Origin of the sequence: Pseudomonas sp. PI1 (genome assembly GCF_000812405.1) — a bacterium.
Classification (GTDB): domain Bacteria; phylum Pseudomonadota; class Gammaproteobacteria; order Pseudomonadales; family Pseudomonadaceae; genus Pseudomonas; species Pseudomonas citronellolis.
On sequence record NZ_JWMC01000062.1, the window covers coordinates 17825 to 42422 of the forward strand.

Below are 24598 nucleotides of genomic sequence, written 5' to 3' on the forward strand. Positions count from 1 at the left end.
CTAGACTGCGGTCTTCCGCAGTGAACCCACGTTTGTGCACATGTCTTCCATGCAATCCCACAGCAGACTCATCAGCCACGTTCCCCGGCACCTGATCCAGCAGGCCGTAGCGAAGAAGGTCGGGCGCGGCTGGCGCGCCGACTTCAACGTCGCGGTGTGGCTGCACCTGGCCACCGCCGGCGACGCCCAGGTGACGCTGAAAGTCAGCTACCAGGACGGCGAGACCGTCCGCGAGCAACTGATCGACCGCGGCCGCGTCGGCTTCAACCAGCGCATCCTGCTGTGCGGCATCGCGCGCCTGGAATACAACCAGGCCATCGAATCCATGAGCCTGTCGCTGCTGTGCGAGGAACCCATCCAGACGCTGATGGTGGACGAGTTGTTCGTCCAGGCGGTGGAATTGCAGCGCGACGGCGAGCGCAGCCGCAAGGGGCGCCGTTGAAGATTCATCCCAAGGAGTGATACGCCGGGGCTGGCCGATGCGTTGAAATGATCCTGCCCGTCAACTTCCACCGGATGGCCCATGAGCTTCGACCCTTCGCACCTGCAGTCCTACACCGAATACCGTGGCATCGAGATTCCCTTTCTCGACCACCTGAAGTTCCGCTACCAGCCGGCCGGCGCCGGCGAGCACGACGGCCACCTGGTGCTGCGCGTGGAGCGCGAACACCTCAACGGCTGGCGCAACGCCCACGGCGGCGTGCTCATGAGCCTGCTCGACGTGGCCATGGCCCTGGCCTGCAGCCATGTCGACGAGGAAGGCCGCGGCTGCGTGACCGTCGAAATGAAGACCAGCTTCCTGCGCCCCGGCGGCGATGTCGGCGAAGTGCTCGAAGCCTTCGGCCAGGTCCGCCACCGCACCCGCTCCATCGCCTTCTGTGAAGCCGAAGTCCGCAACGCCGCGGGCGAAACCGTGGCCACCGCCAGCGGCACCTTCAAGTACCAGAACAAACAGCGCCCGGTGATCGACGCCTGAGCCCGCACCCCCGGAATGACTGAGCGGGCTCTGCCCGCAGCTGGGAAATCGCAGTGTTCCCCCGTAGGAGCGGACTCCGTCCACGATCCCTCCCCATGGCCTCCTGCCATCCCCAACCCCTCTGGCCCGCAGGTTTTCGTGAGGCGAAAGGCGCTTCTGTCATGATTCTGTCATCAGTCGTAACTACATTTTTCTGTCATGAAAATGTCACGCCTGAGTGACGGAGCCAGTGACGGCCCATACCGACCTTGCGAGTGCTGACCCATGCTGCTCAACGACAAGACCCTGCCCCAGCGCATCCGCCAGGAGGCGCTCGACGACCGCGACGAGGAACTCGAGCTCGACTGGCAGGAGCTCTACGACCTCGACGGCCTGCGCGCCGACACCCTGGAAAACTTCGAACAGCACCTGCTGCGCCAGCGCTACTTCGGCGAACTGTTCCGCCTGCAGGGCGAACTGGTGAAGTTGCAGAACTGGGTGGTCAAGACCGGGCACAAGCTGGTGGTGCTCTTCGAAGGCCGCGACGCGGCGGGCAAGGGCGGGGTGATCAAGCGCATCACCCAGCGCCTCAACCCGCGCGTATGCCGTGTCGCCGCGCTGCCGGCGCCGAACGACCGCGAGCGCACCCAGTGGTACTTCCAGCGCTACGTCTCGCACCTGCCGGCGGCGGGGGAGATCGTGCTGTTCGACCGCAGCTGGTACAACCGCGCCGGCGTCGAACGGGTGATGGGCTTCTGCAACGACGAGCAGTACGAGGAATTCTTCCGCAGCGTGCCGGAGTTCGAACGCATGCTGGCGCGTTCGGGCATCCAACTGGTCAAGTACTGGTTCTCGATCACCGACGAGGAGCAGCACCTGCGCTTCCTCAGCCGCATCCACGACCCGCTCAAGCAGTGGAAGCTCAGCCCCATGGACCTGGAATCGCGGCGCCGCTGGGAGGCCTACACCAAGGCCAAGGAAACCATGCTCGAACGCACCCACATCGCCGAGGCGCCCTGGTGGGTGGTGCAGGCGGATGACAAGAGGCGCGCGCGGCTGAACTGCATCCACCACCTGCTCGGCCAGGTGCCCTACGAAGAAGTGGCGCACAAGCCCATCGAACTGCCGGCGCGCCAGCGCCACGCCGACTACGTGCGCATCCCCACACCGGCGGAAATGCTGGTGCCGGAGCGGTATTGAGCCCAGGCCTGGCGTAGGGCGCATAACGCCTCTGGCGTTATCCGCCGTTTGACCTCGGCCACCGTCCACTCGGCATCGAACCTGGCATTACCACCCCGACCAGCGGCCCCCCACCCAGGCGACGACCTGCGCCTTCCCGTAATAAATGTGTGGCTATGCTTGGGCCCATGGACATCCGGATCGAACAGACCGATGGTGATCCGCCCGCATGGAAGGTCTTCCTGGGGACGTTCTTCATCGTATGCGCCAGTGAAGACGAAGCCTCAGCCTGCGCCGAGGCCGCGCGTCGCTACGCCAGCGCCAACCCCGCCATCCACTGCGACCTGCCCAGCCCGCCGGCGGCCGTGGCGCCGTTGCGCGCCGGCTGCCGCCCACCCAGCGGCACCGAACTGGAGGCCTGGGAGCTGCGCTGGCCGGAGCGCTACCTGGGCACCTGAGCGCCAACGCCAGGCAAACGCCCTCTGAATCCCGGCCTGCCGCCAAAGCCCCGCCCGTCACCTGCCCAGGCCACACTCTTGCCGGAGACGGGCGGATTTCCGACAGTTCTGCCTCGCCCTTGCCGTAGCTGATTTCCGCAATTGCGCCGAGCGTTGTGGGACTTGACCCCAGGGGTTCACCGCGTGAGCCGGCGGTCAAGTTCTGCGCGGCGCGTCACCCCTAAGATCGCCCCCACGCGCCGGACCAGGCCTTGCCGGGCACCGGTCGCACCCACGACAAGAACAACCAATGGGGGACCACCACCATGCAGATTCGAAGCGGCGGCTGGACGGCCCGGCAGCGCTGGCGCATCCAGATCTTCGCCATCACCTGGCTGGCCTACGCCGCCTTCTACTTCACTCGCAAGGCCTTCTCCGTAGCCAAGCTCGGCATCGGCGAAGACCCCGGCTTCGCCCTCGACAAGGCGGCCATGGCCGACCTGGACGCCCTCTACCTCGCCGCCTACGCCGTGGGCCAGTTCGTCTGGGGCAGCTTCGCCGACCGCTTCGGCCCACGCGTGGTGGTGGGCGGCGGGCTGTTCGTCTCGGCCCTGGCGGCGCTGGCCATGGGCACCTTCGCCACCGTGCCGATCTTCGCCACCTGCATGGTCGTCCAGGGCCTGGCGCAGTCCACCGGCTGGTCGGGGCTGTGCAAGAACATGGGCGGCTTCTTCTCCACCGCAGAGCGCGGCCGCGCCATGGGCTACTGGAGCACCTGCTACGCCTTCGGCGGCCTGGTGGCCACGCCCTTCGTCGGCTGGTGCGCCTACCAGCTCAGCGACGACTGGCAGGTGGCCTTCAGCGCCTCCGCCGGCGTGGTGCTGGCCGTGGGCTGCCTGTTCCTGCTGCTGCAACGCAACCGCCCGGAAGACGTCGGCCTGCCGCCAGCGGACGACGAACAGGAAGCGCAGGCGCAAGCCACCACCGGCCTGTGGGACGCGTTGCGCCAGGTGCTGCGCAACCGCACCGTGCTGATCCTGGGGCTGGCCTACTTTCTGCTCAAGCCGGCGCGCTACGCCATCCTGTTCTGGGGCCCGGTGATCATCTACGAGCGCATGCCGGAGATCGGCAAGGTCGCCGCCGCCGTCGTCCCCACCGCCTTCGAGGTCGCCGGCCTGCTCGGGCCCATCCTCATCGGCCTGGCCTCGGACCGGCTGTTCGGCGCCCGGCGCATGCCCGCCTGCGTGCTCAGCCTGCTGGCGCTGGCGGCGTGCCTGGCACTGTTCACCCCGGTGCTGCTCAGCGGCAACCTGTACCTAGTGGTGGGGCTGCTGTTCCTGATGGGCGTCACCCTCTACGGTCCCGACTCGATGATCAGCGGCGCCGCCGCCATCGACTTCGGCACCCGCCAGGCCGCCGGCACCGCCACTGGCTTCGTCAACGGCTGCGGTTCGGTGGGGGCGATCCTCGGCGGCCTGCTGCCCGGTTACTTCGACACCTTCTCGGTGTTCATCCTCTTCACCTGCGCCGCGCTGACCGCCTGCCTGTTGCTGGTGCCGTTCTGGCACAGCCTCCCGCAGGGGAGGGCAGGCGCCGCACCCGCCACCGCCCTGCAAGCCCGCTGAGCCACCACCGGGCCGCTCGCGGCCCGGCCAGCATTCCCGACTAAACAAGGAGAACGCCTATGGCCCTCGCACTCTTCGACCTGGACGACACCCTCATCGACGGCGACTGCGCCAGCCTGTGGAGCCGGCACATGGCCGACCTGGGCTGGGTGGAAGGCGACGCCTTCGTCCGCCACGAACGGGCACTCATGGCCCTGTATGCCGAAGGCCGGCTGGCGATGGAAGACTACATGGCCTTCACCCTGGCGCCCCTGGCCGGGCGCACCGCCGAAGCCGTTGCCGCGGCGGTCGAACCCTTCGTCACGGAAGTCATAGGCCCCTGCATCCGCTTCGACGCCATGGGCTGCCTGAACCAACACCGCGAAGCCGGCGACCGCCTGCTGGTCATCTCCGCCTCGGCGCACTTCCTGGTCGCCAGCATCGCCGCCCGCCTGGGCGTGGCCGAAGTCCTGGCCATCGACCTGGAACAGCACCAGGGCACCTACAGCGGCCGCACTCAGGGCACCCTGACCTACCGCGAAGGCAAGGTCACCCGCCTGCAAGCCTGGCTGCAGGAGCAGGGCGAAAGCCTGGCCGGCGCCCACTTCTACTCCGACTCCCGCAACGACCTGCCCCTGCTATCCCTGGTCCAGAACCCCCGAGCGGTAAACCCGGACCCAGCCCTGCGTTACCACGCCGAAACCGCCGGCTGGCCGATCCTCGACTGGCGCTGAAATCACTTAAAGGCGGCTCTAGCGTTGCAGGCCGATGCCGCCCCTCCCGCCCACACCAAACGGCCCCCTCTCCCTTCAGGGAGAGGAAGCGGCATAACCCCAAACACCGCAATTCACCGGCAAACACCCGTAGGATGGGTTGAGCGAAGCGATACCCATCACCATGGCCCGATGGGTTTCGCAAGCTCAACCCATCCTACGAAAAGCACCACAGCGCAGCCGGAAACAGCCGTGTGGCCCCCCAGGTCGACACCGACTCTCCCCGCCACGCCGAACGACTCCCTCTCCCTCTGGGAGAGGGCCGGGGTGAGGGCGCGGAGCAACCCCAAACACCGCAATCACCGGCAAACACCATCCACAAGCAAGCCCCTACAACCCAGCACGTCACACCGCGCCCCTTGTAGGAGCGCGCCCTGCCGCCCCAACTCAGACACAACTGCCGCGGCCCGCCATCGCCACCCTGACAACACACCTCCGGCACCTCCTGCGTACTGATCCACCGCCGCTATTTTTCCCTGCAATCTCCCCGGCTCATTCGCCGCCTACGTAATTTTCAGCTTCCGCCATCAGCAATTGCTAAGAAATGAAGCTCTATATACCGATGAGGTCCGAACTGCATGAGGAGTGGCTCCCGCTACTTCACACCACTGAGCTTGAGCAGGCCGACAAGTAGAAACAACCATGCTGAACCCGCGAGCAGAAGGCTGCCTGAAATGAGCATGAGCCGCCTGATATCAGGTGGAAAATTACGTAGGTCTTCGGGGCTCAGATGGCCACGACGAATATTGATTCTTGTCAGTAGGAACATGAAACCCGCTGTGCTGGCGACCTGCATGCAGCGCGAGCGGAAACTGGAGCCCGCCCATATTCGGTTGTAATTATTGACGCCAGGACTATTGGGAAACGCAGCGAGAATCCGCTCATAGTGGCGGTGCGTTGTATAGGCCAGGACCGCTGCACCGGACAGCAAGATCACGAAGGGTAAAAGAAGACAAGCAATTTGCACATCCAAGGGCCAGGATTCAAACCACATGCCGAAATTCATGGCTGGCTCCTTTCATATATTTTCCCCTGCAATCTCCCACGACCATTCGCCGCCTTTGCCTCCCAGCGTAACTTGTAGTTTCCGCCATCAGAAATTTCTAAGTGGTGAAGCTTTACGTACCGATGAGACCCGAACTGTATGGGGGCTGTTAGTTCACACCACTTAGCTTCAGTAGGGCGAGCATCAGGCCCAGCCAAGCCATTCCCACGATAACCATCCAGGTTGAAATCAGTAGGCGGCGCCTGAGTGCGGGCGGGAAGTTGCGCATGTCCTCCCTATCAAGAAGGCCTCGGCGAATACTCCTGTCGGGAAGCAGAAGGGCGCCGCCGATGGAGCTGACCAGATGGCAGCGAGAGATAAGGTCTTGGCTACCCAAGATGAGACTTGTTCGTTTGGGTAGCTCGCTATTTGAAAGCGCTACCAGTATGCCCTTGAAGTCGCGGCTGCAAGCAATGTAGATGCCAAGAGCCATACCGGACAGGCTAACTAGGAATGGGCTGAGCATGAATGAAAATGCCCACCATGAATTCCAGAATTCGTTCATGTTGTTGTTTGTAATATGTAAATTTGATTTGTGATTTCTGCAAAGCTCATCCTTCGGCCTGAAAGGATTTCAGTGATTCAGGATGGATGGAGGGATGGTTAGCTAAATAATAGTGATCCCGTGATTATCCATGTCAGACTTATGCCAAGTAGCCAAGACGATAGAAGTGCTCTGAACTTAATATTTTGGGGGACGTTTAGTAGTTCTTCGTGCTCAAGCTCTCCGCGGCTCAGGTAGTACCGGGACATGAGTATTGCCCCGCATATTGTATTTAGCTGCATGTAGCGAGAGAGAAAGCCAGAGCCTTTCCAGATTATAGTCTGTCTTTTCACGTAGATGCTTTTTGGAAATACTGAGAGCAATGTTTCAAGATCGTGTCTGACCATGAAGAGAGTGATTAATTTTCCTGCTACCCCTATAGCGAAGGGCGTTAAGAAAAATGTTATCTGTAATAAGAATGGCCAATCGTCAAACCAGCTTTCAAAGCTCACTTCTTGTGGACTCCTTCATAGATTTTCTCTCCAGCCGTTTCACCAAATTTCTCACCGATCGAGCCTGCTGCAAATGAGGCACCTCCAACTACAAGAACTACGCAAACAGCACCGCCAATTCCCGCAGAGCCGAGTCCAACCGCTGCGCAGATCGGTATGGCAGCAAAACGGCCAACCAGAGGAACGGCAATTGCGCCTCCTCCAAGTCCTCCTACGAAACTCCCTGTTTCAGTAAATCGCGCTCTTTCGCAAGCCTCGGACTCTCCAGCCCGACACACCTCCTGCACCTTCAACGCAGACGCAGTAGCCCCAAAGCCAATGCCGATATAGCCGCCGTACTTCAGATACCGTGCCGCCTTGGCCACCTCCTCGATATGCGTGGCATAGCCAGGAATCTGCCCCGGCGCGCCAGAGCGGCTCCAGTGGTGGACCAGGCTGCGGGTGGAAATGCCCAGGTCGCGGCGCAGCAGGGGGGGGGGCCGAGACGGCCTGGGGGCTTTTCTTTCTCTGTGGAATGATGAGGGGGGTCATTTCACGCCGCTGAGTTTGAGCAGGCTGAATCCAATGGCTGCCCAAGCTACTCCCGTAAATACAAAAACAAGGGAAACGACCAGAAGACGTTTGATGGCGGGAGGGAAACTGCGTAGTTCTTCAGGATCCAGGGTGCCCCGACGAAGATGGGAGCCTGGCCAGAGGATGATGCCTCCCATCATGGATACCTGAATAAGACGCGCCCCCAGGCTCGAGCCGGACCAGTTCCCGACGAAACCCCGAACGATCGGGCTTCTCTGAAAGCCTGCGGTGATTTTCTGGTGGTGGTAAAGCGCTATGTAAACCTGAATAGCCATGCCGGGAATTCCTATTGCCACTGGCGCAATAAGAAAGGCAATCCGGGCGTAAGGGTGCCAGCTGTAAAAGTCAATCATTGGAGCACCCTGTAGATTTCTTCACCTGCCATTTCGCCACCCCATTCTCCACCTTTGCCACTGATGTAACTGCCTATGCCTATCAATACCAAGCTGCAGACAAACCCTCCGGCCCCGGCAGAGGCGAATCCGATGGCACCACAAAGGTAAGGAGCACTTGCGGTCGTTGCCGCTGTACCGAGTCCCCCAAGCCCAATCCCGCCGAAAAAGCTGGCTGTTTCAGTGAAGCGTGCCTTCTTGCAGGCCTCGGTTTCTCCACCCCGACAGACTTCCTGTACTTTCAGCGCAGACGCCGTACCCCCCAACCCGATGCCGATATAGCCGCCGTACTTCAGATACCGTGCCGCCTTGGCCACCTCCTCGATATGCGTGGCATAGCCAGGAATCTGCCCCGGCGCGCCGGAGCGGCTCCAGTGGTGGACCAGGCTGCGGGTGGAAATGCCCAGGTCACGGTGCAGCAGGGGGTGGTGGCCGAGGTTGAGTTGCTTGTTCATGAAGGTGGCCTTGAGCTGGGAGTCCAGGTGGGTGAGCAGCTGGTGGCGGCTGACGAAGAAGTTATGGCTGCGCAGGTGGCCGTGGGTGGCGAATTCGGTCTGGTGCAGGTATTCGATGTCGCGCAGGGTTTCGCCGATCTGCCGCAGGCCCTTGTCCAGTACGTCCTTGGTCAGCCCCAGCGAGGTGCCGGCGCCGCCGAGGATGTTGGCGATCTCGGCCTGGTGCCTGACCATGAAATCCGCTTCCTCCTCGCTCAGCGGTTCCAGGGCCGTGCGTACTTGAGCGGCGGCGGCCATCAGCTCGGCTTCTTCGCGCAGGCAGGCGGTGGGGTTGAGCAGGTCGCCGATCACGAAGATTTCCCCGGCCTTGAAACCCTGGGCATGAGTGGGGTTGAGCGCCTTGAGGCGGCTGATGAGGTAGGAATGGGCCTTTTCGGGGAAGAGGTGCGCCAGCAACTGCTCGAAGCTCATGCTGCGCTGCACGATATGGAGGCCGGGCTCCAGCTTGGCAGGGCGCTTGAACAGGCCGGGTGCTGGCCGGTCGGCCTCGGGTACGCGTTCGGGCTTGGGCTCCCAGGCCACGAAGGAGGCGCCGCCGTTGTCCTGGCGGCGCCTGGGGGGTTCGGTGAAGCGGCTCCAGCCCTTGTCCGGTGCCCAGCTGCGGTCGGTGTGCCAGTCGCTGGAAGGCTTCCAGTCGGGCTCAGGGGCCCAACTGCGGTCGAAGGGGTAGGCGGCTGCTCGGAAATCATCCGCACTCATGCTTGTTGCCCTGCTTGGCCGGGGTGAAGCGGGCCAAGCTAGACAAGCGATCGAGCCTTGAATGTCGGGCGGATTCCTAGGACAGGGCTAGGTGATTGTGGGAATTTTCCGTTCGATCAGCATATATGGCGTCGGTAGCATTCAGGCTGGTGTGAGCACTAGCCCGTAATGGGCATCGCGCTCTGTATAAGCCCTACCTCAACCGCCGAGCCCACTCCCGCCAACCCGCCCGCACCTCGGCAGACCCCCGCACCACTCGCGGCAACTCCGCCATGTTCACCCACAACTGCCCCTGCCAATCCAGCACCCGCACACCCTGTCGCCCCCAGCTCAGGCACAACTGCCGCGGCCCGCCATCGCCGCCCCGACAACGCACCTCCGGCACCACCTGCGTACTGATCCACCGCCGCAACCCACCCAGATCGGCATGGGCGAAATGGAACAACAACGCATAAGCGCCGGACTCGCTGACCAGCAGCCGCTCCAGGCTGCCGCCATCGTCCAGGCGCAACCACTGTGTGCACAACTGATCATCCTCCAGGCGTCTGGCCAGCCGTTCACAGCTGGGATGGCCGATCAACCGGCGCAGATCGTCCAGCACGAACCAGACCTGGTCGTCGAGCAACAGGGCGCGGAGAGTGCGGTGCTTGTGGAAGAAGTAGAGCGGGGCGGGGAGGGTAGATTCGTCCATGGGAATGGTCCTTCACTGATTGGATAGGACCGCCTCTTCCGCTGCTAAACGGAAATGGAGGCGGAACCGCACAGGGTTAGCAGACCGGAATCAGTGTACCGGCAGACCCGAAGGTCTCCCCATGCGGCCCGCCGTCGAGGCAAGTTCCGGGCGAATTTCATCGCCGGAAATCGCTAGGCGTTTCCGCACACTGATTATTCAGGCTGCTAAACCCGGCCCCGTCGTTTTCACGGGGCGAGTGGAGGGTAGAGACGAAAGAGGGGAATGGTCAAGAGGTCGTGATGTCACCAACTTTAGTGGCTGCTGTTTGTGCGTAGTGCGCGAGGCTCGAGCGCTTGGTAAAGCAATATGATGCTAAGCGGCTGTGGAGGCCATAAGCGAAAAATTTTCAACCCCTCTTTAGGTTTCGTATCGCCCGGATAGCTGAGCTTTTTGCGTGCGGAAGTTGCTTTTTATGGAAGCTGCTTCACATCTGAATATAGAGTCTTTAAGTGGGCTATTCCCAAATCCAGAATGGGCTCATACATAAAGGAATTAAGATGGATGTTCTCCGGTGTCATTAGATTTACCTGTTCAAGAACCAAAACATCTTCTGCTCTACCGGATCCCAGTCGCTTGTATTCTTGAAGAAGCTTGATTGTCTGGTTTTCTGTGATGGAGTCTACAAATTTAGTATTGTTGATGACTCTGATCATGTGACGTTCTGCAATCAATCTTATGGCAATTGAAAGAACAATCTTTCCCTCAAGTTCTACAGCTTCCTCTTGTGTATTGAAAATCAAATCTGCTTCTTCGTTTATTAAGTCGATGACAGTCTTTGTTGGCGGGTTCAAAATTAGTTGTTGTTTATCAGTTAGGATTTTCTTATATATCGTACAAAGCTCATGAAGTGTCATGGTGTCTGTATCCGCCTTGACATGGAGTAGCGACGTTAGTTTGAGGAATTCGGCATTCAATCCACAGTATTCAGTCAGGTTCCTAACAAATGGAATTGCCGAGATACAAAAAGCAGATTTGGTTAAGTTTTCTTTCCAATGGTTAAACGGATTCTTTTGGTACTTTTCTTGAGTGAGCTTCAGCTTTCTTCCTGTCTTTGTTGCATGAAACTTACATTCACGTCGTAATCCAAGCCTTCCACTTATACTTCTGTAGAAGTCAAAATTGTGAGATAGGAATAGACACAGGAATTGACCTGAAGCCGAAATATCCTTCAGATATTCGATGATCGCATATTTGTTTTTATAATCAAATGAGTCTGCAATGTCATCAACCACCAAGATAGTGGTTGCTCCTTGCTTTCTTCTTGTCTCAATCTCAAATAAGATGTTCAGTATATAAAGTGCTCTTCTTTCACCTTGGCTAAGAACCTTCAATAAGGAGTCTTTAGCAACATCGCCTTCGCCATCTCCATCAGAGAACTTAAATGAAATAGATGGTTGTGAGCCTTTCAGAATCACATCGTCTTGGTTTGATACACTCATCTTGAATGGAACAGTAAATCGCTTGTTGAATACTTCAACAACTGTCTCCCATTCTGTTCTTTCACTCTTGGCTTGCTCAATAGCCTCTTCAATAGTGATCTTGCTTGTTCTGTAGGCTTCCAAGAACTGACTGTAGAGTTCCTTCTGATCTACCAGATAGGAAATCCACAGGTCCTTTTGAAGCTGTTTAAAGTCCTTCAGATATGGAAGGATGTACTGATTGTCAAAAAGGTAATCCCTGAACTTCCTCAGTTCAGCATTTTGGATTTTCTTATCTATTGCGTCAAACTTTGAAGCAAGATCCTTGTCTGTCAGAATCTTTTTTCTTTCATCTTCAATCTTTTCGGCAAGCTCATCAGCAGTAGAAATTTCCTTCATTCCATCTTTTGTTCTGAGATTTACTGTGTGCTTGGCTTCAAAAAATCCATTGTCTTTGAGTTGCTTGTTTACCGTAGATGCGCTGTAGTGGTTGAACTGCTTGCTGAGAACATCGGACTTTGAAACTAATTCATTGTATTTCTGGATATACTCTTCTAGTTGATCTTTGATAGAGCCTGACTCCAAAAAAACGACAGACTTATCGTTGAAAATTTCTGCGTAGACCACGGTAGAAAGCTGTGAGGGGTTGCTAGCCTTTATCTGCTCTTCCAATGACTCTACCAGTTCAGCAAGCGACTTACTCCCGAAGCATTTCAACATTTCAGTCTCAGGAGTAATCGTTCTACCTGTCAAGCCGGATAGCTGCTTCAACTTCACAAACAAAGCTGACTGTTTATCTGCAATATTCTTGATGGCGTCATCATATTTCTGTTTGACATTGCTATTCACAAGAAGTAGCGATGTTTTTTCAGATGAGAAATCTGCATTGTATGGCTCAACAACAAACACGGAATCAGCAGAAATATCGTTACCTGCATCGTCCTTAATTACTCTGCTTGATGCTCTGTCTGGGAATATTAGATCTTTCGTTTCCCTACCTTTGGCAAGATCATCAAAGGATTTAGAAAACGATGTTTTCATGAAGCCGTTTGGTGCATATATGGCATAGCCTTTAGTGGTGTTGAAATCAAATTCATGCACTAATTCACTGATGCCATAGCAGTTCTTAAGGTCTACGGACAGCTTCACTGTTATCCCCTTTGAAGTTTTAAGAAATCACCCGTAGGTATTTCTAGTTTCTATCCAGTAAAATTGCAAAACCTCAATCAGCTTCAGCACATCATCTGTGATGTGTACTCCATCAATCGGGTTGCTCTCAAATACCATCATGTAGTGATGTCGATAGCCTGCTTTATGAGAAATCTGGTTGGCTTGAGCCTCCCAATACTTACCAAGCTTGCAAAAAACGGGCAGGTTTATTTACTGTTGACTGGCCGCTTCTGGCTGTTAGATGCCGCTCCTGAGTTCCCATATCTAATGCTCAGCCAAACAGCGTATAAGCCAATCCCGCCCCCTTGATCCTCCGACTAGCCACCAACCCATGCACCACCACCGCCCCTTGGTTGGTAACGTGCTGGTCAATCAACCGCGCAATCTCGTCTTCCGACTCATCCCGGTGAATGCCCAGCACCCAGTAACTGCGCAGGTCCACCGAACTGGCGCGTACCTTCGACATCTTGCGCAGGTCGGCCACCATGTTCTTGATGCAGTGGCCCGCCTGCGGGTGTTGCTTCACTTCCAGTGCGGCGTAGCGGTCTAGTGCCCAGTGCTTCTTGCGGATCAGGAAGTCGGGGCGGCATTGCACCTTTTCCTTCTCCATGCGCCGGTCATAGTCGACGGTGGATTCGCGCCACCATTCCGGTTCGCTTTCATGGTTGCTCAGGAACTGCGAGAACTCGATCTGGAACCAGACTTCCCAGCCGGAAATTTCCTGGCGTTCGATCAGGGCGAAAGCCTGGCGGATGCGGGGGATGGAAATGAAGTCATCCGCCAGTGTCTGCAGGTAATCGAAGTCGGTACTCATGGGGCAGAGGCCCTTTATTGGTAATGCGGTTAACGGGAACTGCAACTGTCGAATTCGGTGTCTTGGCGTGGGCGTCTTATTCCCCACCCACCCCATTCCTCTCATGCCGATAAACACTCACCGCCTCATAAACCGCCTTCCTTAACCGGTTGATCCCACCAATTGGCCGATGCTCCGGCAGGGCGTGCCAGGGGTTGAAGGAGAGGTTGTCGCACATCAGGTTTTGGTCGCGGCTGTCGAAGTCCTGCGGGGGGATGCTGACCAGGGCGACGGTCTGGAAGGGGGAGTCCTTTTCTTTCCATTCCACGCTGGTGTCTTCGATGGGCATGTATTTGTTGGCGTCCTGTTTTTGCACTTGTAGCGCGAAGCAGGCCGGGACGCGGTCTATCGAGAGCTGCTGGTAGAGCGCGGTGCGCAGGAAGTTCGGCAGTTTTTCGTTGAGCTTGGGCAACTGGTAGTTGGGGCAGGCGCCCGGGGCGAGGACGGTGCGGAATTTGATGTTGTTCTGCTCGCCGAGCTTGTACGGGGCTATGCCGAAGTAGCTGGCCTGCAGCGGGCTGGCCGGGGCCGGGGCGAGGGTTTGCAGGGCGATCAGTAGGTGGCGGATTTCCCAGGTATTGGGCTTCCAACTGGGGAAGAAGGCGAGGATCTTCTGGCCGTTGGCCTGGGCGTTGAAGTTCTGCCGGTACTCGGCCACGTCGCGGACGAAGAACACCGGGTGGTTGAACATGACGAAGTCCTGCTCGCCGTCGTGGCCCTTGCCGGGCATCAGTTTGGCGCCGGGCACGTCGAGCAGCTTGATGGCCATGCCGCGGGCGTCGTTGGCGCTGTCCTGCTGCGGGTAGGCGTTGCCGTTGGAGAAGCGCACCCAGGCGTTCCATACCTTGCCCGGCTGGGCGAACACGCCCTGGCGCAGGTCGGCGGGCAGGTTGGGGTTGACGGTGACTTCGGCCTTCACGCAGCCGTGGGCCTTGGCGTGGGCGTCGCGTAGCACGCGGGTGTTGTCGCGGTGCTGTTCGACGATGCGGATGGCGTCTTCGATGATGGCCTGGGTCTGCTGGGCTTCGTCCGCGGGAATCTGTTCCTGGGTCGAGACCGGGCCGCTGAACTTGATGCCGTAGTACACCCAGCCGATGCCCAGGCCGACGAGGCCGAGCAGGGCCAGGCAGAGGATGGGCAGCGCCACCCATTTACCGAGGAGGTTCCAGATCCGGGTGAGCAGTGCGCGCATGGGGGCGGTCCTTTGCGGGGGGCTTTCTTGGTTTTCTTCTGTGGGCTTCGTGTGTGCGGGGAGTTTTGCCCTCTCCCCAACCCTCTCCCTGAAGGGAGAGGGGGCTGTCCGGCGCGTTCGGGTAGGACGTGCCTCCCTAGTGCATCACTCGCATTTCGGGCCTGGGGTCCAGGGTGGGGTGGGTTCGTCGGTCAGGCGGCTTTCGTAGGTTGGGTTGCCCAGGACCTTCAGGTATTCCACCAGCGCCCAGCGTTCGTCCGGGCTCAGGGCGCGGCCGATGGCGCCGTCCTTGCGGCAGCCGTCGCGGAATTCGTGGCCGCGGTTGCTGTTGCCGGTGACGCTGGTCTTGTACAGGAAGCCGCCGGGGAAGCGTTCGGTGCGGTAGCCGACGAATTTCGGGTCGAAGTCGAAGGTGCCGACGTAGAACTGGGTGTCGCGTTCGGCCACCGGTGAGAGCAGCTGGAACAGGTTGGGCACCGAGCCGTTGTGCAGGAACGGCGGGGTGGCCCACACGCCGTCCAGCGGGCGGGCCTTGTAGGCGGCCAGTTCGCGCACGCCGATCTCCAGGCCGTAGCCGTTCATGCGCTTCTGCTCCTCGGGGCCGATGTCGGCGTCCTTGTAGGCGCGCTGCTCGACGTAAGCGGTGATGTAGGCCAGGCCCTTGGCGGCGGAGAGCCTGGACAGGTCCAGCGGCTGGCTGGGCGGCGGCATCAGCACCACGTTGAGTTTGTTCAGCTCGTCGAGCTGCCATTTCAGCGGGGTGAGGTCGTAGGTGTGGTTGGCGATGTTGTCCGCGGTGGTCGGGTCGGTGCCGATCACCGTGGTGGGGATCATGCTCATCTTCCATTCCGGGTCGCGCGCGGGGGCCAGGCGCTGGTCCGGTTCCACCACGTGGGGGCCGTGGCAGCGCTGGCAGTTCTCGCGAAACAGCGCGCGGCCCTGGGAGGCGCGCTTGAGGTCGATGGCGCCGAACACCTGCTCCGGCCAGGCCGGCGGCTTGAGGGTCTTGAGGCCTTCTTCCAGGGCATGCAGGTCCTGCACCCGCACGCTGGAGGCGTAGCGCGCGTCGCCCAGCACCGGCTGGCCGTCGGCGTCGAGCAGGCCGAGGGTGGCGCCCACGCCCAGGGCTTCGCCGATGTTGCGGGCCATGGGCTGCATGGCCGAGCCGTTCCACTGCACCCAGTCGAACTTCCAGATGTCCCACAGCTGCGGGTAGTTCACCGGGGCGTTGGCCACGCGGTAGTTGTCGGCGCTGATGTGGTCGCCGAACACGCCGTTGGCGATGCGCCCGAAGGCGTCGGCGCGGCCGGGGCCTTCTTCGGTGGGGTAGAGGCGCCGGCGGGTGTCGTTCCAGGCGGTGCCCAGCAGGGTGCCGAGCACGTCCTTGAAGCCGGCGCGCAGTTCGGCCTTGGCCTCTTTATCGGGGTTCTTGCCCAGCACGTCTTCGGCGAAGCGGTCGAACTTCCAGGGGTTGATGTAGGTGAACAGCATGCTCATGCCCAGCGCCTGGCCGAAGGCGCCGCCGCGCACGGTGGGCACGGTGGAGGCGATGGAGTGCATGGCCGCGCCGCCGTCGATGCGCACGGCCTGGCCGTTGTAGCGCAGCTCGCCGGTGTGGCAGGCGGAGCAGGTGATGTCGAGGTATTCCGGGCCGCTCTCGCCGTTGCGATGGCGGGCGAAGCCCACCGGCAGGTTGCCGGGGTTGTTCGGGTCGAGCTTGCGCTCCTTCGCCGGCTTGAGCTGCTCGGGGTCGATGAGGAAGCCGTAGCGGGCGAGGTTGGCCGGATCGGCGAATTTCTCGCTGGAGAAGGGCTGGCGCAGGTGGATGAACCAGTCGTAGAGCAGGCCCTTCACCTGGGTGCCCTGGGGCGTGTAGTAGTAGTGCTCGCGGGCCTGCTGGTCCCATTGCGGGAGGAGGTTGAGCTTGTCCGGCGCGGTGTACTGCGGCACGTTGGGATGGGCGACGTACCACAGCAGCACGCCACCCACGAGCAGGAGCAATAGGACGATAGCGAGTATGATCCGTCCGATTATGCGCATCGCAACTTCCTTGTTTCTTGAGGCCCGGGGCCATCGTTATGCCAATACCGGCACCGGTTGGCAAGGTGATGCCGCACACAAGCCAGGGTTTTTGCCTGCCACCCTGCCATCCGGTGGCGGGCACAGGCCAGGTCCGTCCGCGGTTTATCCGCCGTTTTGCAAGGGACATCACTGTCGGTGATGTCGAAAGGTGTGTCTTGAGTTCCAACCATTCCCTCGACGACGAATCGGTGGCCACGCGGGTGCTGCGGCACTTCCGCGTGGCCCTGGACGAGCGCGGCTACAGCGCCGACGGCTCGCAGCTGGCCGCCATCGAGCACCTGGCCGACTGGCTGGACGGCTTCCTCGGCGGCCGCCGCTCCTGGCTGCGCAAGCCGCCCGCGGGCGTGTACCTGTGGGGCAGCGTGGGCCGCGGCAAGAGCTTCGTGATGGACTGCTTCTATGCCGCGGCGCCGCTGCAGGCCAAGCGCCGCGTGCACTTCCACGCCTTCCTGCAGGAGCTGCAGCAACGCATGATGGCCTTCGCCGGCCAGGCCGACCCCCTGGCGCGGGCGGCCCGCGACATAGCCGCGCAGACGCGGCTGCTGTGCTTCGACGAGTTCCACGTGCACGACATCGGCGACGCCATGCTGCTCGGGCGCATGCTCAAGGTGCTGGTGGAGGAGGGCGTGGGCATGGTCTGCACCTCCAACTACGAGCCCGAGGGCCTGTGCCCCAACCCGCTGTACCGCGAGCGCTTCCGCCCGGCCATCGAGCTGCTCGAGAAGCGCTTCGACGTGGTGCCGCTGGACGGCGGCGAGGACTACCGCCTGCGCGCCACGCCCCTGGAGAACTGGGGCAGCTACCTGTGGCCGGCGCGCGCCGACGACCTGGACCTGATCGGCCAGCGCCTGGGCCTGGACGAGCAGGCGCAGTTCGACCAGGTGCTGGACGTCAACCACCACCCACTGCGCATCTACGCCCTGGAGGAGGGCCGCGCCTGGCTCGACTTCAGCGAGCTGTTCGAACGCCCGCGCTCGGCGGCCGACTACCTGTGGCTCATCGAGCACTTCCCGCGCATGGCGGTCAGCGGCCTGGGCCCGCTGGGCGACTACCCGCCGGACGTGAGCATGCGCTTCCTCAACTTCATCGACATCGCCTACGACCGCCAGCTGCGCCTGCAGCTGTTCGCCAGCGTGTCGCTGGAGCGCCTGGCCGAAGGTGGCACCGCCATCGATTTCGGGCGGACCTTGAGCCGCTTGCGGCAGTTGAAGCTGGAGCCGTTGTAGGGGAATCGGGCCCGGCTTCGGCGGGGCGGGTGTGCCTGGTGTATCGGCGTACAACCGCGAACGGTTGTACGCCCTACGCACAGGTCGATCATGACGTAGGGCGAATAACCGTTCGCGGTTATCCGCCGCCTGACCGTGACCTGCCCTGAAGGTTTCGTTCAGTCGTAGTAGGACACGGTCTCTTTCAGGGCATCTGCGAAACCATATATCTCATCAAGGGATGAGATGGGATGCCTGGTCTCATTCTTTTCTTTATCGAAGATGCCTATGTATTTCTGGCTTCTATTGAAGTGCAATCTGCAGATTGGTTTTCTGTTGTTATCATCAAGTAGAACGCCAAAGTAGCTCTGGGTATCTCGATGGATTATTCGCTTGGCATCGACACTGGTTCGAACGATTGCTTTTACAATATGGAATCCTTCCAGCTCCTCGAGAGTTGTCGTTACGCGATTTTCGTCAGCCTCTTTGGATATGTCCGATGAGGGATTTTGATTTTGGATGGAAGTATCGATGGAGGAAGGTTGTATCGCGCCACTCATCGCTGACTTCAGACGATCGTTCACTTGATCATTGAGGAACTGTGCAGTGGCTTTTCTGGTCAGCTCGCTGAACTGCTCCCTGACCTTCTGCGTTATTATCCCGTCATAGACACGGCTGGCGAAGAAGCGTACGAAGTCGTCATCAGGTCGATTGAATTGAGATGCGATTTCTTTTTTTATCTGATTCAGGTATTTCAGTTCGCCTGCCGCGCTAATGATGGAGTCAACATCGAAGGCAGACTTCGTCAGCTTTTGAAGCTCAGGGATACTGTATTCATCGATATCCAGAAGGTCTAATTCAAGGAACGGTTTTTCGTCCATTTTGTTAGGCGCTTCCAAGTCGGTAAAGAATTTATAGACTTGGCCGTTGGTTAGAATTGAGATTCTGGCATTGGTGACATGGAAATATCGGAATAACTGTCCGGCGTGATTGATGTTTAGCGGCTCCCCAATCTTTTTGGACTCAATCAGAATCTGGATTTCACCATCCTTGAGAATCGCATAGTCAATTTTTTCGCCTTTCTTTGTTCCTATGTCACAGACATATTCGGGGATAACCTCCGTGGGGTCGAATACGTCATAACCTAGAACAGAATGGATAAAGGGCATCACAAAGGCTGTTTTTGTTGCTTCTTCCGTTTGGATGGAAGAGGCCTGTTGCCTTACCTTTGCTGCCAATGCGCTAAGTTTCTCGAAGAATTCCATGTCACTCTCCTTGATGAGCTGGAAGTCTGGAATTTCTACATAGGTAGAATGCTCTGGCAATTTCTTGCGTACAGGGCTGCCGTTGATTAAAGGCAATAGGCCATGATTTTGGCAAGCAGGCACAGTCGAGTTTTCTCCGATGACGAGCCGGGATCGCCAAGCATTCGTACCTTTGGAAGAGGGGACTTTGGGCGATTATCGATCACCGGTATTTGCGATTATCGCCCGACGCTTCGATAATCGGCCGAATCTGCCGCCAACAGGACCTCGCCATGACCGACGAACATTCCGCCAGCCAGGCCACCCTGGCCCCGCCCATCGTCGCTTCGCCGGCCAAGCGCATCGAGGCCTTCACCGGCGACCCCAACTTCATGACCTCGCTGGCCCGCGGCCTGGCGGTGATCCATGCGTTCCAGGAGCGCAAGCGCCACCTGACCATCGCCCAGGTCAGCCACCGCACCGAGATTCCCCGCGCCGCCGTGCGCCGTTGCCTGCACACGCTGATGAAGCTGGGCTACGTGACCACCGACGGGCGCACCTATTCGCTGCTGCCCAAGGTGCTGACCCTCGGCCATGCCTACCTGTCCTCGACGCCGCTGGCGGTCACCGCGCAGCCGCTGCTGGACCGCGTCAGCGAGCAACTGCGCGAGGCCTGCTCCATGGCCACCCTGGAAGGCGACGAGATTCTCTACATCGCCCGCTCGGCCACGCCGCAGCGGCTGATCTCGGTGGACCTCAGCGTAGGCAGCCGGCTGCCGGCCTACTGCACGTCCATGGGCCGCATCCTCCTGGCCGGGCTCGACGACCAGGCCCTGGAGGACTACCTGGCCCACGCCGACCTGCAGGTGAAGACCAGCCGCACGGTGTGTACCCCGGAGGGCCTGCGCGCGAGCATCGCCGAGATCCGCCGGCAGGGCTGGGTAATCATCGACCAGGAGCTGGAGATGGGCCTGCGCTCGGTGGCGGTGCCGCTGAAGGATTCCGCCGGCCAGGTGCTGGCGGCGCTGAACGTCGGCACCCACGTCGGCCGGGTGTCGCGCCAGGAGCTGGAGACGCGCTTCCTGCCGGTGCTGCTGGAGGCCAGCCGGGAGCTGAGCACGCGGCTGTTCCACTGAGCGCCAGGGTTTTGGTCGATAACCGCCCGCAATGGCGATTATCGAATTGAAGCTCTGACAGGCAATTCGTACTGTGGGCCGTCCGCCCGCGAGGGCATCGAATAACAACAATGAGTGACGGCCGCCGGTCCACGCCCCGGTGGCGCCCTCATTCCTGTCCGCCTGCAGGAATCGCCGCATGACCCGTTCCGCCACCCTGCCGTCCACCGGCACCCTGGACGTCCAGTCCTTCATCAATGCCCAGCCGCTGTCGGCGTACCAGTACCGCATCGTCCTGCTGTGCTTCCTCATCGTCTTCCTCGTCTTCCTCGACGGCCTCGATACCGCGGCCATGGGCTTCATCGCCCCGGCGCTGACCCAGGACTGGGGCATCGACCGCGCCAGCCTCGGCCCGGTGATGAGCGCCGCGCTGATCGGCATGGTCTTCGGCGCCCTGGGCTCCGGCCCGCTGGCCGACCGCTTCGGGCGCAAGGTCGTGCTGGTGGCGGCGGTGTTCCTGTTCGGCCTGTTCAGCGTGCTCTGCGCCTTCAGCGCCAACCTCGACCAGCTGCTGGTGCTGCGCCTGCTCACCGGCGTCGGCCTGGGCGCGGCCATGCCCAACGCCACCACGCTGCTCGCCGAGTACACCCCCGAGCGCCTCAAGTCGTTACTGGTCACCAGCATGTTCTGCGGCTTCAACCTGGGCATGGCCGGCGGCGGCTTCATCTCCGCCAAGCTGATCCCGGCCTTCGGCTGGCACAGCCTGCTGCTGCTCGGCGGCGTGCTGCCGCTGGCGCTGGCCCTGGTGTTGCTGCTGTGGCTGCCGGAATCGGCGCGCTTCCTGGTGGTGCGCAACCGCGGCGATGCGCGCGTGCGCCGCGCCCTGGCGCCCATCGCCCCGGCCGAGGTGGCCATGGCCGGCGGCTTCAGCGTGCCGGAGCAGGGCGGCGCGCCCAGCGGCAACGTGCTCAAGGTGGTGTTCGCCGGCCGCTACAGCGCCGGCACCCTGCTGCTGTGGCTGACCTACTTCATGGGCCTGGTGATCGTCTACCTGCTCACCAGCTGGCTGCCCACCCTGATGCGCGACAGCGGCGCCAGCCTGGAGCAGGCGGCCTTCATCGGCGCGCTGTTCCAGCTCGGCGGGGTGCTCAGCTCGGTGGCGGTGGGCTGGGCCATGGACCGCTTCAACCCGCACAAGGTGATCGGCATCTTCTACTGCCTGGCTGGTGTCTTCGCCTACTGCGTGGGGCAGAGCCTGGGCACCCTCGGTCTGCTGGCGACTCTGGTGCTGGCCGCGGGCATGTGTGTGAACGGTGCGCAGTCGGCCATGCCTTCGCTGGCGGCGCGCTTCTATCCGACCCAGGGGCGTGCCACCGGGGTGTCGTGGATGCTCGGCATTGGTCGCTTCGGTGCCATTCTCGGGGCCTGGATCGGGGCTACCCTGCTGGGGCTGGGGTGGAACTTCGAGCAGGTGCTCACTGCCCTGGTGGTGCCGGCGGCGATTGCCAGCGCGGCGGTGGTGATCAAGGGGGTGGTCAGCCACGCGGATGCGACTTGAAGCCCTGGGGCGTCGGCGCCCGGGAATGACGGCGGATAACGCCGTAGGCGTTATGCGCCCTACGAACTACGGCGTTATCCGCCGAATCGCGGACGGAGTCCGCTCCTACGGTTACAGGGAAGCACGGGCGAGCGGACTTTGTCCGCGATTGGATTCACCGGCCACGCCGGACGCCCCGGTGGCACGAATGGCCCCCTCTCCCGCTTGCGGGAGAGGGCTGGGGAGAGGGCGCTCTTACCCCTCAACCCCACAGCCACCAGCAAACCCCCTTCGCGAGCAAGCTCGCTCCTACGAAGAGCCGCCCCGAAAAACGACAACAGACGAGCGGTCACCCCCCACCTGCGAGCGGTAGCGAATGTATCGCCGATGAAAAATTAAGGACACATGCCGCCGCTAACGCCGGCTCGACAATAGGCCCATCGCATCCCGGCCCTCGGCCGGGGTTTCATGCAACTGTCGTTCGAGCGGTTCGGGCCATGAGCTTTTTCGTTCACCCGCGCAGACCTGTACCCAGGGAGGGGGCCGGCGGTCAGCGTGCCTTCACCCTGATCGAGTTGATGGTGGTCGTCGCCCTGGTGGCGATCTTTGCCAGCATCGCCGTGCCGGCCTTCGGTTCGCTGATCGAGTCCAGCCGGGTGAAGTCTTCCGCCTCGGCGCTCTATCGTCTGCTCCAGGCCGCCCGCGCCGATGCCGTGAGCACGCGCACCGCCACCAGCCTGTGCCAGAACGGCAGCGCCTACGAGTGGCTGCTGGTGCGCGCCGGCAGTTGCGCCTCGCTCGATTCCAGCCTGGTGTCGCAGCGCCTCAGCCTGCCCACCAGCATCGGCGTCAGCAGCAGCGTCAGTGCGCTGACCTTCCATGCCGACGGCAGCGCCGCGGTGGCCAGCCTGAGCCTCAGCGGCAGCAAGAGCGGCAGCAGCTACAGCATCAAGGTCGCCGCTTCGGGTTACATGAGCTTTGGCTCGGGGAGTAGCCAATGACGCGCCGTGGCCTGGCCGGCTTCAGCCTGATCGAAGTGCTGGTGGCGCTGCTGGTGATCTGCGTCGGCGTGCTGGGCATGCTCGCCATGCAGGGCAGGGCGATCGCCTATTCCCAGGACATGGCGGTGCGCGGCACGGCGGCAGCCCTGGCCGACGAGCTGATGGAGACCATCCGCACCGACCTCTATTCCGCCCAGGACGCCGGCACGCCGCTGACCCCGCCGGCCAGCTCCGACTACTACAAGGCCACCGGCAGAGCCTTCCCCGCAGCACCGAGCAGTTGTGCCTCGCTCGCTTCGCTGAGCGCCTCGCAGCGCCTGGGCTGCTGGGCGCAGCGGGTGCAGCAGGCGCTGCCCGATGCCGCCAGCCTGATGAGCAGCGACTTCCACATCTGCCGCAGCAACGGCGCCAGCACCTGCAGCGGCACCGGCTCGGCCATCGAGATCCAGCTGGCCTGGCGGGTGAAGTCCGGCGAGTGCCTGGAGGCCAGCCCCGGCAGCGACCCGACCATCTGCCACTACGTGCTGCGCGAGGAGCCCTGAATGCCCGCCCATTCCCGCCGCCAGGCCGGCCTCTCGCTGGTCGAGCTGATGGTGGCCATGACCCTCGGCCTGTTCCTGATACTGGGCGTCACCCAGATGTACCTCGACGGCAGCACCCGCACCCGCTACTTCGCCGGCCAGTCCGAGAACCTCGACAACGCCCGCTACCTGCAGCAGGTACTGGACGCGCGCCTGTCCCGGGCCGGCTACCGGCGCCAGCCGTCGGCGCGCATGAGCATCGCCTTCCCGGCGCAGAGCAAGAACGGCTGCAGCTTCGCCGCCGGCCAGGCGCTGGTGCGGGTGGACGCCAACACCCTGTGCCTGCGCTACCAGCCGCGCGACGCCGCCGACACCGACTGCACCGGCGCCTCCCTGGCCAGCCTGCCAGGGCTGACCACGCCCTACGCGACCTTCAGCCCGAGCAACGACGTGGTGGAGAAGATCGGCCTGGCCGGCGGCCAGCTCAGCTGCAACGGCAGCGTGCTGGCCGACAACGTGGCGGCGGTGCACTTCGACTACGGCGTGGACATCGGCACCGACGAGAACGCCCGCCAGGTCGCCAAGTACGTCGCCAGCCCGGGCAGCGCGCAGACCGTGCGCAGCCTGCGCTACACGCTGCTGCTGGCCAGCAGCGGGAGCAACCTGACCGGCGGCATGAGCACCACCACCTGCGCCAACTGGACGACTCTGAGCGGCGGCAGCGCCTGCACCGACGGCGACGGCACCCTGCGGCGCATCGTCAGCGGCAGCAGCATGTTGAGGAACCTGATGCCATGACTATTTCCGTGCACGGACAGCAGCGCGGCGCCGTGCTGTTCGTCGCCCTGGTGATGCTGCTGGTGCTGACCCTGCTGGCGGTCGGCGGCATGCGCGAGATGCAGCTGGAAGGACGGATGACCGGCAACCGCCTGGAGCTGCAACGGCTGACCAGCGCCGCCGAATCGGCGCTGCGCGAAGGCGAGGGCAGGGTGAGCCAGAGCAGCCGCGCGCTGGAGGCCTGCTCGTCGTCCAGCCCCTGCTACACCGGCCTGGCCAGCAGCTATGCCGCGGACTTCTCCGGCGCCACGGCCTACACCGGACTGGACGGCGCCACCAGCCTGCCGCGCAACGCGCGCTGGTACCTGCGCTACATCGGCAACAGCTGCAAGGGCGGCTCCGGCGGCAGCGCCAACGCCTACCTGTCCAAGGGCCAGTCCGGCTGCACCTATTACTACGAAGTCAACGCCCAGGCCTACAAGGACAGCGCCAGCGTCAGCACCGGCTGCGCCGCCAACACCCTGTGCCTGCGCTCCAGCACCGCGCTGGTGATCCCATGAGGCCCGCAAGGAGGCTCCCCGC

23 protein-coding genes are annotated in these 24598 nt (G+C 61.5%); 13 read left to right on the top strand and 10 right to left on the bottom strand.

The genetic code is table 11. The features are described from left to right. Positions 1 to 40 precede the first annotated feature (40 nt). From RN02_RS20425 to RN02_RS20450, 6 genes are all read left to right on the top strand, one after another. Positions 41 to 442: a hypothetical protein gene (locus RN02_RS20425; protein ID WP_225617133.1), complete on the top strand. Its 402-nt coding sequence runs from the start codon at positions 41 to 43 to the stop codon at positions 440 to 442. Positions 443 to 523: 81 nt separating this feature from the next. Continuing rightward, the gene (locus RN02_RS20430) at positions 524 to 976 is read left to right on the top strand and encodes a PaaI family thioesterase (RefSeq protein ID WP_043316278.1); all 453 of its coding nucleotides are present in this window, start codon (positions 524 to 526) and stop codon (positions 974 to 976) included. Positions 977 to 1240: 264 nt separating this feature from the next. Further along, positions 1241 to 2155 carry a polyphosphate kinase 2 gene (ppk2, locus tag RN02_RS20435; protein ID WP_043316280.1) on the top strand — a complete coding sequence of 305 codons (915 nt, stop codon included), beginning with the start codon at positions 1241 to 1243 and terminating at the stop codon, positions 2153 to 2155. Positions 2156 to 2322: 167 nt separating this feature from the next. Further along, positions 2323 to 2592 (top strand): hypothetical protein, encoded by a 270-nt coding sequence (locus RN02_RS20440; protein WP_009619271.1) that lies wholly within the window; start codon positions 2323 to 2325, stop codon positions 2590 to 2592. A gap of 305 nt (positions 2593 to 2897) precedes the next feature. Next, on the top strand, positions 2898 to 4196 hold the full coding sequence (locus RN02_RS20445) for an MFS transporter (RefSeq protein WP_043316313.1): 1299 nt from the start codon (positions 2898 to 2900) through the stop codon (positions 4194 to 4196). A 59-nt stretch (positions 4197 to 4255) separates the two neighbouring features. Then, positions 4256 to 4909, top strand: coding sequence for an HAD family hydrolase (locus RN02_RS20450; RefSeq protein ID WP_043316283.1), 654 nt, complete (start codon positions 4256 to 4258; stop codon positions 4907 to 4909). A 634-nt stretch (positions 4910 to 5543) separates the two neighbouring features. Here RN02_RS20450 and RN02_RS33335 read toward each other — a convergent pair. The 9 genes from RN02_RS33335 to RN02_RS20480 all read right to left on the bottom strand — a co-directional run bounded on the left by RN02_RS33335 (position 5544) and on the right by RN02_RS20480 (position 16574). Continuing rightward, positions 5544 to 5954 carry a hypothetical protein gene (locus RN02_RS33335; protein ID WP_145923882.1) on the bottom strand — a complete coding sequence of 137 codons (411 nt, stop codon included), beginning with the start codon at positions 5952 to 5954 and terminating at the stop codon, positions 5544 to 5546. A 148-nt stretch (positions 5955 to 6102) separates the two neighbouring features. Further along, the gene (locus RN02_RS20455; protein WP_043266808.1) at positions 6103 to 6498 is read right to left on the bottom strand and encodes a hypothetical protein; all 396 of its coding nucleotides are present in this window, start codon (positions 6496 to 6498) and stop codon (positions 6103 to 6105) included. 1018 nt (positions 6499 to 7516) lie between these two features. Beyond that, the gene (locus RN02_RS33340) at positions 7517 to 7915 is read right to left on the bottom strand and encodes a hypothetical protein (protein ID WP_152623788.1); all 399 of its coding nucleotides are present in this window, start codon (positions 7913 to 7915) and stop codon (positions 7517 to 7519) included. Further along, positions 7912 to 9168 (bottom strand): hypothetical protein, encoded by a 1257-nt coding sequence (locus tag RN02_RS20460; protein ID WP_043316285.1) that lies wholly within the window; start codon positions 9166 to 9168, stop codon positions 7912 to 7914. Before RN02_RS20460 ends, RN02_RS33340 begins: the two co-directional genes overlap by 4 nt. 193 nt (positions 9169 to 9361) lie before the next feature. After that, complete coding sequence (locus RN02_RS20465) at positions 9362 to 9859, bottom strand: BRO-N domain-containing protein (RefSeq protein ID WP_043316287.1); 498 nt, start codon at positions 9857 to 9859, stop codon at positions 9362 to 9364. A 452-nt stretch (positions 9860 to 10311) separates the two neighbouring features. Further along, entirely contained in the window at positions 10312 to 12468 is a 2157-nt protein-coding gene (locus RN02_RS32605) for a hypothetical protein (protein WP_082033841.1), read from the bottom strand. A gap of 292 nt (positions 12469 to 12760) precedes the next feature. After that, the gene (locus RN02_RS20470) at positions 12761 to 13303 is read right to left on the bottom strand and encodes a hypothetical protein (RefSeq protein WP_052267774.1); all 543 of its coding nucleotides are present in this window, start codon (positions 13301 to 13303) and stop codon (positions 12761 to 12763) included. 76 nt (positions 13304 to 13379) lie between these two features. Further along, positions 13380 to 14534 (bottom strand): catalase family protein, encoded by a 1155-nt coding sequence (locus RN02_RS20475; RefSeq protein WP_043316288.1) that lies wholly within the window; start codon positions 14532 to 14534, stop codon positions 13380 to 13382. A 144-nt stretch (positions 14535 to 14678) separates the two neighbouring features. Beyond that, positions 14679 to 16574: a c-type cytochrome gene (locus tag RN02_RS20480; RefSeq protein ID WP_043316290.1), complete on the bottom strand. Its 1896-nt coding sequence runs from the start codon at positions 16572 to 16574 to the stop codon at positions 14679 to 14681. A gap of 197 nt (positions 16575 to 16771) precedes the next feature. Between RN02_RS20480 and zapE the strand changes: the two genes are divergently transcribed. Then, complete coding sequence (zapE, locus tag RN02_RS20485) at positions 16772 to 17842, top strand: cell division protein ZapE (protein WP_043316292.1); 1071 nt, start codon at positions 16772 to 16774, stop codon at positions 17840 to 17842. Positions 17843 to 18000: 158 nt separating this feature from the next. On the opposite strand, the gene RN02_RS20490 is transcribed toward zapE, so the two are convergent. Further along, positions 18001 to 19086 carry a type I restriction endonuclease gene (locus tag RN02_RS20490; protein WP_043316294.1) on the bottom strand — a complete coding sequence of 362 codons (1086 nt, stop codon included), beginning with the start codon at positions 19084 to 19086 and terminating at the stop codon, positions 18001 to 18003. 272 nt (positions 19087 to 19358) lie between these two features. Between RN02_RS20490 and RN02_RS20495 the strand changes: the two genes are divergently transcribed. The 6 genes from RN02_RS20495 (at position 19359) to RN02_RS20520 (ending at position 24576) form a co-directional block, all read left to right on the top strand. Continuing rightward, entirely contained in the window at positions 19359 to 20201 is an 843-nt protein-coding gene (locus tag RN02_RS20495; protein WP_043266799.1) for an IclR family transcriptional regulator domain-containing protein, read from the top strand. A gap of 178 nt (positions 20202 to 20379) precedes the next feature. Further along, entirely contained in the window at positions 20380 to 21738 is a 1359-nt protein-coding gene (locus RN02_RS20500; protein WP_043316296.1) for an MFS transporter, read from the top strand. A gap of 476 nt (positions 21739 to 22214) precedes the next feature. Next, on the top strand, positions 22215 to 22718 hold the full coding sequence (locus RN02_RS20505) for a GspH/FimT family pseudopilin (protein WP_082033842.1): 504 nt from the start codon (positions 22215 to 22217) through the stop codon (positions 22716 to 22718). Continuing rightward, a complete protein-coding gene (gene pilV, locus RN02_RS20510) occupies positions 22715 to 23260 on the top strand; it encodes a type IV pilus modification protein PilV (RefSeq protein WP_043316300.1) in 546 nt (181 codons plus the stop codon). The genes RN02_RS20505 and pilV overlap by 4 nt, the downstream gene beginning before the upstream one ends. After that, a complete protein-coding gene (locus RN02_RS20515) occupies positions 23261 to 24037 on the top strand; it encodes a PilW family protein (RefSeq protein WP_043316302.1) in 777 nt (258 codons plus the stop codon). After that, on the top strand, positions 24034 to 24576 hold the full coding sequence (locus RN02_RS20520) for a pilus assembly PilX family protein (protein ID WP_043316304.1): 543 nt from the start codon (positions 24034 to 24036) through the stop codon (positions 24574 to 24576). The genes RN02_RS20515 and RN02_RS20520 overlap by 4 nt, the downstream gene beginning before the upstream one ends. Positions 24577 to 24598 lie beyond the last annotated feature (22 nt).

What these genes read in the sequence shown, in the direction of transcription:
- RN02_RS20440 (WP_009619271.1), top strand. Translation starts at nt 2,323, where the DNA reads ATGGACATCCGGATCGAACAGACCGATGGTGATCCGCCCGCATGGAAG.
- RN02_RS20425 (WP_225617133.1), top strand. Translation starts at nt 41, where the DNA reads ATGTCTTCCATGCAATCCCACAGCAGACTCATCAGCCACGTTCCCCGG.
- RN02_RS33340 (WP_152623788.1), bottom strand. Translation starts at nt 7,915, where the DNA reads ATGATTGACTTTTACAGCTGGCACCCTTACGCCCGGATTGCCTTTCTT.
- RN02_RS20460 (WP_043316285.1), bottom strand. Translation starts at nt 9,168, where the DNA reads ATGAGTGCGGATGATTTCCGAGCAGCCGCCTACCCCTTCGACCGCAGT.
- RN02_RS20430 (WP_043316278.1), top strand. Translation starts at nt 524, where the DNA reads ATGAGCTTCGACCCTTCGCACCTGCAGTCCTACACCGAATACCGTGGC.
- RN02_RS20500 (WP_043316296.1), top strand. Translation starts at nt 20,380, where the DNA reads ATGACCCGTTCCGCCACCCTGCCGTCCACCGGCACCCTGGACGTCCAG.
- RN02_RS20475 (WP_043316288.1), bottom strand. Translation starts at nt 14,534, where the DNA reads ATGCGCGCACTGCTCACCCGGATCTGGAACCTCCTCGGTAAATGGGTG.
- RN02_RS20515 (WP_043316302.1), top strand. Translation starts at nt 23,261, where the DNA reads ATGCCCGCCCATTCCCGCCGCCAGGCCGGCCTCTCGCTGGTCGAGCTG.
- ppk2 (WP_043316280.1), top strand. Translation starts at nt 1,241, where the DNA reads ATGCTGCTCAACGACAAGACCCTGCCCCAGCGCATCCGCCAGGAGGCG.
- pilV (WP_043316300.1), top strand. Translation starts at nt 22,715, where the DNA reads ATGACGCGCCGTGGCCTGGCCGGCTTCAGCCTGATCGAAGTGCTGGTG.
- RN02_RS20445 (WP_043316313.1), top strand. Translation starts at nt 2,898, where the DNA reads ATGCAGATTCGAAGCGGCGGCTGGACGGCCCGGCAGCGCTGGCGCATC.
- RN02_RS33335 (WP_145923882.1), bottom strand. Translation starts at nt 5,954, where the DNA reads ATGAATTTCGGCATGTGGTTTGAATCCTGGCCCTTGGATGTGCAAATT.
- RN02_RS20495 (WP_043266799.1), top strand. Translation starts at nt 19,359, where the DNA reads ATGACCGACGAACATTCCGCCAGCCAGGCCACCCTGGCCCCGCCCATC.
- RN02_RS20505 (WP_082033842.1), top strand. Translation starts at nt 22,215, where the DNA reads ATGAGCTTTTTCGTTCACCCGCGCAGACCTGTACCCAGGGAGGGGGCC.
- RN02_RS20520 (WP_043316304.1), top strand. Translation starts at nt 24,034, where the DNA reads ATGACTATTTCCGTGCACGGACAGCAGCGCGGCGCCGTGCTGTTCGTC.
- RN02_RS20450 (WP_043316283.1), top strand. Translation starts at nt 4,256, where the DNA reads ATGGCCCTCGCACTCTTCGACCTGGACGACACCCTCATCGACGGCGAC.
- RN02_RS20465 (WP_043316287.1), bottom strand. Translation starts at nt 9,859, where the DNA reads ATGGACGAATCTACCCTCCCCGCCCCGCTCTACTTCTTCCACAAGCAC.
- RN02_RS20490 (WP_043316294.1), bottom strand. Translation starts at nt 19,086, where the DNA reads ATGGAATTCTTCGAGAAACTTAGCGCATTGGCAGCAAAGGTAAGGCAA.
- RN02_RS20480 (WP_043316290.1), bottom strand. Translation starts at nt 16,574, where the DNA reads ATGCGCATAATCGGACGGATCATACTCGCTATCGTCCTATTGCTCCTG.
- RN02_RS20470 (WP_052267774.1), bottom strand. Translation starts at nt 13,303, where the DNA reads ATGAGTACCGACTTCGATTACCTGCAGACACTGGCGGATGACTTCATT.
- RN02_RS20455 (WP_043266808.1), bottom strand. Translation starts at nt 6,498, where the DNA reads ATGAACGAATTCTGGAATTCATGGTGGGCATTTTCATTCATGCTCAGC.